This is a genomic window from Anabaena sp. CS-542/02 (assembly GCF_028331085.1).
GTDB lineage: Bacteria > Cyanobacteriota > Cyanobacteriia > Cyanobacteriales > Nostocaceae > Anabaenopsis > Anabaenopsis arnoldii.
On the sequence record NZ_JAQMTM010000145.1, the window covers coordinates 1 to 13,534 of the forward strand.

General features: G+C 43.4%; 8 protein-coding genes. 3 read left to right on the forward strand and 5 right to left on the reverse strand.

Annotated elements, in window-relative coordinates:
- Positions 1 to 157: 157 nt before the first annotated feature.
- From PN447_RS15255 to PN447_RS15265, 3 genes are all read right to left on the reverse strand, one after another.
- Positions 158 to 760: a superoxide dismutase gene (locus tag PN447_RS15255; protein ID WP_271734549.1), complete on the reverse strand. Its 603-nt coding sequence runs from the start codon at positions 758 to 760 to the stop codon at positions 158 to 160.
- Between the two features lie 213 nt (positions 761 to 973).
- A complete protein-coding gene (locus PN447_RS15260; protein WP_271763877.1) occupies positions 974 to 2,572 on the reverse strand; it encodes a bifunctional pantoate--beta-alanine ligase/(d)CMP kinase in 1,599 nt (532 codons plus the stop codon).
- 120 nt (positions 2,573 to 2,692) lie between these two features.
- Entirely contained in the window at positions 2,693 to 3,766 is a 1,074-nt protein-coding gene (locus tag PN447_RS15265) for a septal ring lytic transglycosylase RlpA family protein (protein ID WP_271763883.1), read from the reverse strand.
- Positions 3,767 to 4,570: 804 nt separating this feature from the next.
- Between PN447_RS15265 and glsA the strand changes: the two genes are divergently transcribed.
- Complete coding sequence (gene glsA, locus PN447_RS15270; protein WP_271763878.1) at positions 4,571 to 5,551, forward strand: glutaminase A; 981 nt, start codon at positions 4,571 to 4,573, stop codon at positions 5,549 to 5,551.
- On the opposite strand, the gene PN447_RS15275 is transcribed toward glsA, so the two are convergent.
- On the reverse strand, positions 5,548 to 7,584 hold the full coding sequence (locus PN447_RS15275) for a glycoside hydrolase family 10 protein (RefSeq protein ID WP_271763879.1): 2,037 nt from the start codon (positions 7,582 to 7,584) through the stop codon (positions 5,548 to 5,550). The two genes, glsA and PN447_RS15275, sit on opposite strands and share 4 nt — an antisense overlap.
- 321 nt (positions 7,585 to 7,905) lie before the next feature.
- Between PN447_RS15275 and PN447_RS15280 the strand changes: the two genes are divergently transcribed.
- The gene (locus PN447_RS15280) at positions 7,906 to 8,316 is read left to right on the forward strand and encodes a hypothetical protein (protein ID WP_271763880.1); all 411 of its coding nucleotides are present in this window, start codon (positions 7,906 to 7,908) and stop codon (positions 8,314 to 8,316) included.
- 13 nt (positions 8,317 to 8,329) lie between these two features.
- Here the strand turns inward: PN447_RS15280 and PN447_RS15285 are convergent, their stop codons facing one another.
- The gene (locus PN447_RS15285; protein WP_271763881.1) at positions 8,330 to 9,724 is read right to left on the reverse strand and encodes an amidohydrolase; all 1,395 of its coding nucleotides are present in this window, start codon (positions 9,722 to 9,724) and stop codon (positions 8,330 to 8,332) included.
- Between the two features lie 246 nt (positions 9,725 to 9,970).
- Between PN447_RS15285 and PN447_RS15290 the strand changes: the two genes are divergently transcribed.
- Positions 9,971 to 13,348: an ATP-binding protein gene (locus tag PN447_RS15290; protein WP_271763882.1), complete on the forward strand. Its 3,378-nt coding sequence runs from the start codon at positions 9,971 to 9,973 to the stop codon at positions 13,346 to 13,348.
- Positions 13,349 to 13,534: the final 186 nt, after the last annotated feature.

The window sequence follows — 13,534 nt, forward strand, 5'->3', positions numbered from 1 at the left end:
CGCGTTGGCAATAGTCTTAATTCAATACTTGATATCGTATTATATATCAAGTGGGCGATTTTCTTAACTCACTTATGTCAATGCTTGTCAACATAAGTATACTTTTGTCTATAAAATAGTCAGCTTAGGACTAGCTCACAGTCAGACTGAGAAATTATCAGGCTTGAGCGTAATTTGCAGCCGCAAAGTCCCAATTGACTAATTGGTCTAAGAAATTCTTGATGAAAGCAGGACGCGCATTTTTATAGTCAATGTAGTAGGCGTGTTCCCAAACATCTAAAGTTAGGAGGGCTTTTTTGCCATGGGCTAAGGGGTTCTCTGCATTTGGTGTTTTCATGATCTTGAGAGTACCACCATCATCAACTAACCAAGCCCAACCGCTACCAAATTGAGTTGCTGCAGCGTTAGAAAATTCTTCTTTAAATTTGTCAAAGCTACCAAAATCCTGATTAATTTTGGCTGCTAGGTCGCCAGTGGGTGCGCCCCCACCTGCGGGCTTTAAGCAATTCCAGAAAAAGGTGTGATTCCAAACTTGAGCAGCATTGTTGAAGATTCCCACCTTAGAGGAGTCTTTAAAGGCAATTTGGATGACCTCTTCCAAAGACTTGTCAGCCAGTTCTGTACCGTCAGTCAGCTTATTTAAGTTAGTCACATAGGCTGCATGATGTTTGCCATAGTGATACTCAAATGTTTCTCCCTTCATGCCATAGGGCTCGAGAGCGTTAAAGTCGTAAGGTAAGGGGGGTTGTGTAAATGCCATTTTGTGAAATCCTCTCTTGACTGTTTTCCGGTTTAAAACTGTTGAGCGAAACTTAGGAAACGACAGGTGTTATCTGTATGCGTTTTCTATCCCAACGCTATAGGATATAAAACTTAACATTGTCATTCTACTACCAAAGGGAGGATTCGGGCAAAATACTGTTTGATTTGAGCCAAATTGCATAAAGGTAGAAATATCAGAGATGCTCGACAACTAAGATAAGCGTTTTTGATAGTAGTTAACAATTTGTGCTGTAACTTCAGACACGTTAAGACCATCAGACTGTATTTCTACTGCATCCGCTGCTTTTTGTAAAGGGGAAATTTTCCGAGTGCTATCTTTTCGGTCTCGTTCGGCAATATCGCCTTTGAGACGCTCTAGATTCACTTCGGGTTGGCCCTGTTTTTTTAAGTCTTGCTGACGGCGATGTGCTCGTTCATCAACAGATGCGGTTAAGAATACCTTAACTTCGGCATCGGGGAAGACATGAGTCCCAATGTCTCGACCTTCGGCGACTAAACCACCTTTTTTACCCCAGCTTTGCTGTAGTTTAACGAGTGCTTGACGCACGGCGCTTTGTGCTGCGATCGCCGATACTTGACATGTCACTTCAATTGTGCGAATTGCTTGAGTCACATCAGTACCATTAATCCAAACCCTGACGGGAGATTGCAGATCCTCAGTGGGGGTAAGTTCAATATTACACTGACTGACTAACTCAGCAATGGCGCATTCATCATCAATAGCAATACCCTTTTGTAGCACCAGCCAAGTCACAGCCCGATACATAGCTCCTGTATCGAGATACACTAAACCCAGGTGAGTGGCCACTTGACGAGCCACTGTAGATTTACCAGCACCGGCTGGTCCATCGATAGCGATGATGGGCTGACGATCGCGCAGGATGGTATTATCAATCAAACGTGTGGAACCAAGACGACCTGCGATCGCCAGCATTCCTTCCTCCTCAACTGTTTCTAAAGACATTAACGTACTCGGATTAACTAATTCAATATATTCCACCATGAGATTAGGAACCTTTGCCAGTTCTTGCTGTACCAATCCTATGAGGGTACTGCTATCACGAACACCCGCCCCAAACCCAGCAGCACTAGCCCGTAAAGCTTGATATAAAATTACTGCTTGGGCTTTTTCTTGTGCCGTCAAATATTGGTTACGAGAACTTAAAGCCAGACCCGACTCTTCCCGCAGGGTTGGACAAGCAATAATCTCTACTGGCAAATTTAAATCACTCACCAACCGTCTAATAATAGCTAGTTGTTGACCATCTTTTTGTCCAAAGTAGGCGCGGTCGGGTTGTACCAAGTTAAAAAGCTTGGTGACAATCGTCGCGACACCCTGAAAGTGACCAATGCGAGAACGACCACACAAACTTGATATCATAGCACATGGAGGCGTTACTTGTGTCAGTTGAGATGCTTCTAGACTGTTCTGAGAAACACCCATTTCCTCGGGTGTGGGGGCAAAAATCGCATCTACCCCCGCTTCTCTACACAGTTGTTGGTCTAGCTCTAAAGTGCGGGGATAGCGTTGATAATCCTCATGGGGACCAAATTGGAGGGGATTAACGAAAATACTGACAATCACCGTAGAATTTTCTTGCCTTGCCCTTGTAATCAAGGTCAAATGACCTTGATGTAATCCTCCCATAGTTGGCACCAAACCGACGGCCGTCTGGTACCAGCTAGACATCGCATCTAGTCCCAAATCTTCGGGAACCCTGAGCTGATGTTGTGAACAGCGTTGAGTTAAATAGCAGCGTAAAGCTGCAACTGTTGTCAGCAGACGCACAAAATACCCCTAGTTCTTTTTAAGCCTCTCCCCCGTTAGTTTATATCTGAAATAGGGGGCTGGGGTATCGAACCAGGGGTATTAGGGACTGGGGAGATTATGCACTGAAATTCTCAGGAATTATCGCCCCATAATTTCAATCTTCACAGGTGCCAAACCGTTGTTAATCATTCCTAAGCTACGAGCAGCACCAGTGGATACATCGATGACTCTACCGCGAATGAATGGGCCTCGGTCATTAATTCGCACCACAACCGAACGACCATTACGGGTGTTAGTGACGCGAACTCGCGTGCCGAAAGGTAAGCTACGATGGGCGGCAGTCATACCTTCGGGATTAAATCTTTCACCGGTGGCGGTAGGTCTACCAGCAAAACCGCGACCGTAAAAGGAAGCTGTACCACGGAAAGTGAGTCGTTTATTGCTGACAAGCTGCTGTGTGGGCTGTTGCGAACCAACTTTTACTGGTTCGGGGAGATTAGCAATTTCTGTGATGGGAGATGCATTACCAATGAGTCTCCGCAAGCGATTAGTTGCTTGCAATGCATCTTCTGCGAGATTTTCGGTGGTTCCTGCCAGGATGGTTTTTGCATTGATTTCCACCAATTCCCGGTCTTTAATTTTAATCGTATAGCTCTCGCCGGGGTGTTGTGTGACAGAGGCACTTTTGTTGCCATCTGTAGATTCGCCCTGACCCCTCCAGCTAACGGTAATCTGTTGAGGATCCTCACCATTACGCACTAGCTGATTGATACTGGCTGCTATGAGACCAGCTCTATAAACCGGGTCATCATTAAGGGATTTCTTTTCCTTTGTCGCATTCCTCAAGTTCCCTACACTAGTCCCCATGCGACCAGAGGAATGTTGCCCCACAGTATTTCCAATTCCACTCACCGTCAAACTTTGCGGCTGTGGCTGAGAACTCAAAAAGGTAATAACTGGAATATTTTTGATAAACAGGGTTGCCGCTTTACGACCTTCAATGTTGTGAGAATGAATGTTTGTTATCACACCATCGGAAGTCAGTTTCCCAGATGAGGTTTGAAACTCTCCTACTTTAGCTACATCCTTAACTGATGTTTCTGGAGAAACTCGATTAGTTTGCTTTGTAGTAGTTTGAGTGCGTCCGACTAAGGGCGTACCCACAGTAGTCAGAAACAGGGCGACAATAGTCCACAAATATCGTTGATTCATGCGTCCGATTTTTAAAGCGAGTGTAGAACAGCAGTTTTTTAGTTCCTGGGATTTTTTGCCAGTTTCAGTGACGTGTCCCATGAAATTTTCTGGGTTCTGGTTTTCACTTTTTTGATTTATAACTGCAACACACTATCACGAACTTTGAAGCTTGGGGATCAGGGTTTTACCGTAGATCTAAATCAGTTTATTCAATTTCAATTCTAATTTCAGGGGCGAAACCGTTTTCAAATCAGGATTTTAAGGATGTAACGTTTTTTCTAACTGACTCAAGCTTTCATATGAAAATCTAATATTTCGGCGGTTTTTGATTAGTAATAACACTCCTGAGAGAAAACTGTATTTTAAGAAACATATAAATTTATTAAATATATGTTTGTCATATCTTTGTCAAAACTCCCTCAAAATACTTGAGTATATTTCCTGGAGGAATTTTTGGGCAGCCCACTGAAAATCATCTGTGAGTCTCCATACAAATATTTTGAATTTTAAGTTTGAATTTTAAATAGGCTAGCAGTCATGTTCTAGTGGTTAGTCATCTGATTAGGGGTTTACTAAATAAATATACTTAGACTAATTTGATCTAAAGGTAGCATATTGTGGCTATATATGGAATTTAATTACTGAAAAACCCCCATCATTTGGTAACTAAAAAGTATTTTTTTACAAATTAAAATCAATGATGAGAAAATTAAAAAAGCTTCACTGGCTTGAGCTAACAAAAAATAAAGTAGCGAAAATTACATATATTTTCGGTTGCTAGATTAACTTAAATATGATTTCCGAGAGAAAAATATTAGGATCATGGCAAACAAAGCAAATCTAGAAAATGTAGAAATCGGTTCAGCGCCATTTTTAGCTGTTCTCAACGACTTATATTCCCAATACAAGTTACTCAAGGAGGGTAAACTAGCAAACTATATTCCAGAACTGGCAAAGGTAAATCCGGAATTATTCAGCATTTGCATTGTCACAGTAGATGGTCAAAGGTACGAAGTCGGGGATAATCAACACCAATTTACTATCCAGTCCATTTCTAAGGTGTTTGCTTATGGACTGGCTTTAGAAGATCATGGACGGGATTATGTCTTAACTAAAGTGGGGGTTGAACCAACAGGAGACGCATTCAACGCCATTATTCTCGATGAACAATCGAAGCGACCTTATAACCCCATGGTAAATGCAGGTGCGATCGCCACTACCAGTTTAATCAAAGGGTCTGGTGCGACGGAACGCTTAAACCGGGTCTTAGATATGTTTCAAAGATACACCGGACAGAATGCACTGGTTGACATCTCAGTATTTACCTCTGAACGTAGTACGGGACATCGCAACCGCGCGATCGCACATTTAATGCTCAATTTTGGCATGATTGACCAAAACATTGAAGAAGTTTTGGATCTCTACTTTCAGCAGTGTGCTGTGATGGTAAATTGCCAGGATTTAGCGGTAATGGCGGCTACCCTTGCTAACAGAGGTATGAACCCGATTACAGGAGAACAAGCAATAGATAGTCGTTACATTAAAGATATTCTCAGCGTCATGTACACCTGCGGTATGTATAACTTTGCTGGGGAATGGGCTTACAAAGTTGGTATTCCGGCTAAAAGTGGGGTTTGTGGTGGAATTATGGCGGTTGTACCCCATAAAATGGGCATCGGAGTATTTTCACCATTGTTAGATGTCCGTGGTAATAGTGTCCGGGGAGTGAAAGTGTGTGAGGAACTTTCCCAGCGATTAGGGTTACATTTATTTGAATGTTCAGGTGAGGGGCTGAAATTTTAACTCACTGTAATTACCGCTCCCAGACTCTCATTCGCCAACCTATCAACAGCACACACTGCATAGGTTCCAGCTTCTTGCACCGTGGCGGTAGCTGGCGTGGCGTAGTCATAAATTCCAGCAGATAAGACTCCCTGAAGTACCCAACTTTCACCAGTCTGTCGATAAACTGTCCAAGAACGCACGGGGTTCTCATCGCCGGGTTTCCAGCTTAGGCGACGATGATTAACTTGTAGTTCTCGGGGTGGTGGTGGTGGGTCTGTATTCTGCCATGACATAGTAGGTACTATGGCGGGAGTGGGATAAAGGGAATTGCGGAAACTGTCAGCAATTCCCTGACGGTTTTGATGAATGGGACTCATGCTAAAAAAGATATTACCCAATGACAAGTTAGCAGCTAGGTTGCGAGTCATGGTAACTTGTCTGTTAATCTCGCTATTGTTCCAAGCTTTGCCATCAAGTTGACTAATATTGTTGCCTACATATATATGTCGCTGCTGAGGATTAATTTCTGTCCACCATTTTAGTAGTGTGGGATAACTTTGTGCGGTCTGGTCAATGCGCCAATAAAGTTGAGGGGCGATATAATCCACCCAACCTTTTTCTAACCATTTTTTAGCATCAGCATACAGTACACTATAAGCATCTAGTCCGTTGATTCCTGGTGGTTGTCCTGGGCGGTAAATACCAAAGGGACTAATACCAAATTTCACATGGGGCTTTATGGCTTTGATTCCTTGAAATAGCCGCAATACCATTTGATTCACGTTTTCCCGTCGCCAGTCACTTAAGCTGAGTTGACCACCAGTTGATCTATAAGCTGCATAGGTTTTACTATCGGGGAAGGTTTGACCCTCGATGGGATAGGGATAAAAATAATCATCCAAGTGAATCGCATCTATATCATAGCGACGGACAACATCCATCATCACGTTGTACGCCCTATCCTGGACGATTTTGATTCCTGGGTCCATCCATAGTTGATTACCCCATTTGTAAACTACTTCGGGATTGGTCAAAGCTATATGGGTTCTGGCGTTGGGTCTAGCTGTGATGCTAGTTTTGGCCCGGTAGGGGTTGAACCAAGCATGAAGTTCAATATTACGTTGGTGACATTGAGCGATCGCAAATTCCAAAGGGTCATAAAATGGTTCTGGTGGTTTCCCTTGAGTTCCCGTCAACCAAGCGCTCCAGGGTTCTAGTTGGGAAGCATATAAAGCATCACCTTCTGGTCGCACCTGCAAAATCAGGGCGTTGAAGTTGAGTGCTTGTAATCGGTCGAGAATTGCAATCAATTCAGCTTGCTGTTGTGCTGTTGAGAGTCCGGCTTTAGAGGGCCAGTCACTATTCCATACTGTTGTCACCCACGCCCCCCGAAACTCTCGCTGATGATTCACCTTCACAGTTTTAGGAGTATTAACAAGTTTTGGGGGAACTATGATATAATTAGATGGTGTTTTATCGGCTCTACCTAAGTAAACCAACGCTTGATATACAATTACCGCCACTTCTGCACGGGTGGCTGGTGCGGTGGGGTTGAGTAACTTGGTGTTGGGGTAACTAACTACTAATTCTGATTGAGTAGCGATCGCCACTTGATTTCTAGCATAACCAGGGATTTTATCCGCATCTTGATATATTTCTGGTAATTTACTCAGCAAATCTGGTGGAACATCAGTAGCCATTGCCAAACCATTGACTAAAGCAACTAAAGCATCGCCGCGGATAATTCTGTCATTGGGGCGGAAATTACCATCGGGATAACCAATAATAAATCCGCATTCGTAAGCTTTTTTAATACCACTCACAGCCCAATGATTAGCGGGGACATCAGCAAAGGGGACATACCGACGCTTTGCTGATACTGTAAATACTGAGGCGATTATAGCAGCAAACTCCCCACGAGTCACTGGGCTATCAGGTCGGAAACTGCCATCAGGATAGCCATTTAAAATTCGACGCACCGCTAATTCTTGGATGAATAAGCCTGCCCAATGATTTTGAACATCCGGGAAACGAGTAGAATTAGATATCATGACCGATATTAACTAACTTGGCTTGATTCTTATACTATTTGTTAATTTAACAACAGCAGAGCCATAGCCACTGTGATACTGTATAAATTTTAATAATTTCAGTCAATGCTGGGTATTTTTGAGGTTGAACCTAGGGTGAATATAGGATTCTAAATTCACGTCAGCCTAAGAAAGTTCGTTTATGGACTCTTCAGAAATCCCCGGTTTTCTAAACCGGGGAAGCTTAATAGCTAAAATATGAGTTCAAACAGTTAGCTTACCATTGAACAAGTGCGAAAACCTATAGTTTACACGTTATTTTTACTTGGCTTATTGAGCGTTATGGGATTGGCTTATATCTCTGATTATCTCTCGGAACAAAAGCCTGTAGTTAGGTGTCAGCAATGGGTATTTCAGGAGGAACGGGAGCATAAATACTACACATATCCTGATAAATTAGTGGTTCAACCCTGGCGTGGACGACATCATGTCTATGCTATATTTTTAATCCCTGTAGGATACGAGCATGATGGATTGTTCACCTTAACAATACCCGGGTCTCCTACTCACTGTGGACGTTCTCAGAAGATTGGCAAGGTTGTATCTGGAGTTGATGACACTAATGATTATAATCGGGTGAGGGGATTTTTAAACACTCGAATTGCAGTACAATTTATTCTTCAAGGTAAGTTCAGTCAGTTAAGGGAACCGCAAAATTGGAGGTTGGGTTATTTTAAAAGTAAAGGGGCGTAAAAGTCCGCTGAGGCTATATGTCCATGACTTGGCGATAATGGGTTTCTATTTCTGCTACGGTTGGAGATTTGCGCTGTGTTTCCCACTGACTACGTTTAAATAATTCTTGCTGTAAATCATCTACTTTAATGGTGTTAACTTGACCATTGCTGACAATTTGCTTTCCGTTTACCCAAGCACTATGGACAACATTGATAGGACGACCTAATACTAATAAGCCAATGGGATCTGTTCGGGGTAGTAATGATAGACTGGTGAGATCATACATGACTAAATCGGCTTGTTTCCCCAGGGTGAGGGAACCAAGTTTGTCAGCTATTTTCAGCCCTTTTGCGCCTCCTAGGGAGGCCATTTCTACAGATTTTCTGGGTGTGATCCAGTTGTGATAGTCTAGGTCTGTAGTGTTGTGTAAGATGGAACCGATTTTGATGGCTTCTAGTAAGTCTTGGGAATCATTACTGGAAGCACCATCACAACCAAAGGAAACATTTACCCCGGCTTGGAGATATTTTAAAATAGGGGCGATACCACTGCCTAAACGGAGGTTACTCAAGGGGTTATGCACAACTGTACATTGAGTTTGGGCGAGGATGGTGATATCGTTATCGTTTAACCAAACACAATGAGCCAAGGACGTGCGATCGCTTAAATATCCGATGCGTTGTAGATGTTCGACTGCGGTACAACCGTATTTTTCTTGGGCGAGTTTTTCCTGTGCTTTAGTTTCTAGTAAATGGGAGTGACGACAAAGATGATGGCGATCGCTTAACTCAATACATCCTATAAATAAACTATCGCTGCACAATTGTATCCCCGTTGGTGCCACCACAATACTTATACCCGCTTCAGGACGGTGAAATTGTCTGACTGCTTCCTCTATAATTTCCAAGGTAGCCGCAGTTGAGCGAAAATAGGTGCAGTTTTGATTTGACTCTCCCCCTGGTATACCTGCGGTGAGGGACTGATCTTGAATCAGGGGTGCGATAAAAGCACGTATTCCCACTTCTTCATAAGCACGAACCGCAGCAGCGATAGTTTCTAACTCCTGTCCAGGAGTTAACACCAAATGGTCTACCACACTAGTACCACCGGAAAGTAAAGTTTCTACAGCGGTTCCCAAAGCACTCAGATAAACCTTTTCTAAATCCAGCGGCGCAAAGTCATATAATTCCCCTAACCATAATTCTAAAGGCAACATGGACATAATACCCCGTTGCCACATTTCCGATGAGTGGGTATGGGCGTTAAAGAAACCAGGGAGTAACAGCTTATTGCTACCATCAATAGTATTACCAACCACATCTAAATCCGGTGCTATGGCGGCTATCTTACCATCTATCACTTGTACATCTAGGGTGAGATAAGCATTGTCAGTAGCAATTAAAACATTCTGAATGGTAAAATTCACGATTTTAACCTTGTTGGTGGTTGAGGGTTGACGGTTGACGGTTGAGGGTTGGTGGTTGGTGGGTCGGAAGCTAAGAGAATGTTTGTCAAGTCATGATTAGTGTATCAACTATTGTTTGACCCCACCCTAACCCTCTATGTTTTGATAGGTTATTTGAAAGGAAAATGATAAATTTGTCTAGTGACTGGTTGAGATTGCAGAATAGTTAAGTATCAACCATTAAGTATAAACTATCTTCTTAGTCCTATGCTGCCCTCAGTATTCAAAACTTGCATTCCCAGAGAAGAAATCTTAGCAGGGGAACTTTCTCCCGAATTATTTGCCGCCAAGTTGCGACTGGTTGTGGAGGGGAAAGCGCCCCATGTCTACCAAGACCCCGCAGCTTTTTTTGCCAATACTTTTGCTACTGATGGTTTAAAAACCTTAATCTCTGAGGTGTTTGGGCGTTTAGTGGGGGCGGGTGTTGGTTCTCCTATTATTCGACTGGAAACCAGTTTTGGGGGTGGTAAAACCCATGATGAGATTGCTTTGTGGCACATTGCCAAAAACGGGCGGGATATTTCTGGACTAGAGCGGTTTGCTGATTTAAATTTAATTCCAGACCGACCGATTCAAGCAACGGCGATCGCTTGTCAAGACCTTGACCCAGTGAACGGGGTTTATCATGCAGATACTGGGGTGACAACTTACACCCTGTGGGGTGAAATTGCTTATCAAATTGGTGGTATAGCAGGTTATAGTTTACTCAAAGGTTCCGATGAACAGCGAGTTAGTCCGGGAACAGTGGTTTTAGAAAGGATACTGCAAGGACAACCCACAGTAGTTATCCTAGACGAAATCGCCAGATACTTGAGAGCGGCCAAAGCTACCATAGTGCGGAACAGTGACTTAGCAGAACAAGTTGTAGCGTTTTTATTTTCCTTGATGGATTTAGCCGCAGCTTGTAATAACTTAGTGTTTGTCTATACTCTGGCTTCCTCCAGTGATAGTTTTGGGGAAGAAACCAGAGAAATCCGCGAAGCAATTTCTACCGCTTCCCGCCAAGAACGCATACTTAAACCTAGTACGGATATTGAAATTTATAATATTGTCAAACAACGGTTATTCAGAAATATTGAAGCCGATGCTGCTCAAAATGCGGCAAAAGAATATTTACAAACATATAAAGCCAGTCGCATCAACTTACCCGATGGTTGTAAAGATGCACGTTACGCCGAGAGCATCGACCAGAGTTACCCCTTTCACCCAGAATTATTTAACCTGCTAACTAAAAAAATCGCTTCCATTCCCAACTTCCAACGCACCAGAGGCGCATTGCGGTTATTTGCTAGAGTCATACGTTACCTTTGGGAAAGTGACAATAGCTCACCCCTCACCAGTCAACGGTTCGACTCCGCTCACCGACCACCGTCAACAGTCAACGGTTCGACTCCGCTCACCGACCACCGTCAACAGTCAACGGTTCGACTCCGCTCACCGACCACCGTCAACAGTCAACCATCAACAAACTGGATACCTTTAATTCATCCCCATCACATCCCAGTTGGGATTGAGGAAGAAATTACCAGTGAGTTAACTTCCCGTTTAGAACGTCCCTTGATGCGGATTACAATCCAGGCTGATATTTATAACCCCACCGGGAGGGAAGCTCACGCCCAGTTACAAGATGGAGAATGGTCAGCAGCGGGTAAACCTCCCTTTTCCACCTGGGTAGCTCGGACTATTTTTTTACACTCTATTAACCAAGGAACCGCAGCTGGTATTCGTCGCGCTGAATTAAATTTATCTCTGTTGACACCGGGGTTAGAAATTGGATTTGTTGATACAGTCCTAGAAAGACTGAATAAAGTTGCTTGGTATTTAGACGAAGACCCCATGACAACTTTGGCTCGGTTTAAAGAAGAACCATCAATTAATAAAATTATTGCCGAAGAAAAAGCCCAAGTGGGAATTGTCGAAGCCAAGAGAGATTTAGAAAGTCGCCGGGATACTATTTTTGCTAATAAATTCTTCAAGCTAGTTTCTGCACCCGATTCACCCTCTGAGGTAGATGACATCTCAGATGGTATTGCTTTGTGTTTGATTGACTTAAACGACGCAATTTCTACAACCACTGACGGACCACCTCCACTTGTAGAGAGAATTTTTCACGAAACAGGGGAGTCGGGTAAATTTCGGATTTTTAGGAATCGCTTATTATTTTTAGTTGCTAATAAACAAGAATTAGACCGAGCAATTGAGAATGCTAGGGAATTTCGCGCTATTGAAAATATTCTCAATTCTCCCAATCGCTTGCAAGATTTGTCAGAAAGTCAAAAGAAACAGGTTAAACATAAAAAAGGCGATTTAGATTTAAGGGTAAGAGTATCTTTAACTAATGCCTATCGCCATTTATTTTACCCTGCTAATGACCCGGTGAAAGCTCCCAATGGACTGATGCACTATACATTACCAGCGGAGGATTCGAGCGATGTCAAGGGTAAAAATAATCAACAAGATGTAATTTTAAAAGCCCTGAAAGATTGTCAGAAAATCCGTGCTGAGGAGTCACCACCCTATGCACCAGCTTACATTTTGCAGAAGGTGTGGCCGTCTGGGTTAAGTCATTGGACGACTAAAGCCTTAAAAGAAGCTTTTGCCAAAGACTTGGGTTTAAATATACTCCTTGATGGGGAATTATCCAAACTCCGAGATACTATCAGCAAGGGTTTGCAGGCTGGTAACTGGGATATCAAGATAGGGGAAAAAGTTTTCATTTACACCCAACAGTCAACCGTCAACAGTCAACTACCACCAATTGAGTTTAGCGATCGCATGGAGCTTTATCGCCAGGGAATTCTTCAACCCCCAAAACCGCGAGAAATTGAACTCAACGCCCAGGTGATGTCTAGTAATGATACAGTAAAACCAGTGCGGGTGCGGTGGAAAGCTGCGGGAGCTTTGACAATTAAGCTTTATCAGGATGGGAATTTAGTTGAAAAGGAATTTCGCCCTAGTGATGAGTATGAGGGGAAAGTTTCCCAAACCACAACCTTTAAAATTCTAGCGGACTACGGCAATGGCGAAGTTGCCGAACAAGAAACCCAAGTAAATATTACTACTTACGGTGGTGGTATACCTTCCACACCTAACGGTAAGGAAAAAACCGGAGAGTCCTGGAATAATTTGTCTCTTTTGAAGGCTAAACCGCAAGAGTTTGAGTGGGAGGGAACACTCAACAGCGTATTTACTCAGTTAGAAGATTGTATCAAAGATCATCAAATCCAGGGTATCAAGTCTCTAGAAGTAGCTGTTGGACAAGTGAGGGACTATCGCAAGTTGATCACGAGTTTAGCCCTATTAGCCAAATTCCCCCTACAAATTGACCAGTTAGCCACTATTAGCCTGGGTGAACAGTTTATCAGGTTAGAGTATCAAGGACCAGTCAAAGGGTTTCAGAGTTTCCAGGGGACTATTAACAGTTTGCTAGGTAGTCGGGAGGTACAAGCTGATGTGTCCCTAAAGCTGATATTTGAATTTCCATCACCAGTACAACCAGATGGTACAGAAATCACTACTATCAAACAAGCCCTGAATCGGAATCCGGTTGACAGGTTGAATTTGATGGTAAAAGTTGACGGTTGACGGTGGTCGGTGAGCGGAGTCGAACCGTTGACGGGTGACGGTGGTCGGTGAGCGGAGTCGAACCGTTGACGGGTGACGGTAGTCGGTGAGCGGAGTCGAACCGTTGACGGGTGACGGTGGTCGGTGAGCGGTGAGCGGAGTCGAACCGTTGACGGGTGACGGTGGTCGGTGAGCGGAGTCGAACCG

Bases quoted from the DNA above. Each gene is read 5' to 3' on its own strand.
- PN447_RS15290 (WP_271763882.1), top strand. From the start codon at position 9,971: ATGCTGCCCTCAGTATTCAAAACTTGCATTCCCAGAGAAGAAATCTTA.
- PN447_RS15275 (WP_271763879.1), bottom strand. From the start codon at position 7,584: ATGATATCTAATTCTACTCGTTTCCCGGATGTTCAAAATCATTGGGCA.
- PN447_RS15255 (WP_271734549.1), bottom strand. From the start codon at position 760: ATGGCATTTACACAACCCCCCTTACCTTACGACTTTAACGCTCTCGAG.
- glsA (WP_271763878.1), top strand. From the start codon at position 4,571: ATGGCAAACAAAGCAAATCTAGAAAATGTAGAAATCGGTTCAGCGCCA.
- PN447_RS15265 (WP_271763883.1), bottom strand. From the start codon at position 3,766: ATGAATCAACGATATTTGTGGACTATTGTCGCCCTGTTTCTGACTACT.
- PN447_RS15280 (WP_271763880.1), top strand. From the start codon at position 7,906: ATGGGATTGGCTTATATCTCTGATTATCTCTCGGAACAAAAGCCTGTA.